The 294-nt window shown below is 38.4% G+C and carries 1 protein-coding gene; it reads left to right on the top strand.

Annotated elements, in window-relative coordinates:
* Positions 1-260 (top strand): winged helix-turn-helix domain-containing protein (locus tag JKP73_RS22775; RefSeq protein WP_200412054.1); only part of this gene is annotated, 260 nt, incomplete at its 5' end.
* Positions 261-294: the final 34 nt, after the last annotated feature.

Below are 294 nucleotides of genomic sequence, written 5' to 3' on the forward strand. Positions count from 1 at the left end.
CACGTGATGGCGAACAAATTGAATTAACTCATCGTGAATTTGAGTTATTACATTACCTTGCACGTCATATGGGACAAGTTATGACACGTGTACATTTACTAGAAACAGTATGGGGTTATGATTATTTTGGAGATGTTCGTACCGTTGATGTAACGGTAAGGAGATTACGTGAAAAAATAGAAGAGAATTCGAGTAATCCAATGTGGATTGTAACACGTCGCGGTGTCGGATATTATTTACGAAGCCCAGATCAGGAGTAGGTTTATGAAAAAAGTCGGTTTTTTCCGCTCAATC

It is taken from the genome of Virgibacillus salexigens, assembly GCF_014905415.1.
In the GTDB taxonomy this organism is placed as follows: domain Bacteria; phylum Bacillota; class Bacilli; order Bacillales; family Amphibacillaceae; genus Virgibacillus; species Virgibacillus salexigens.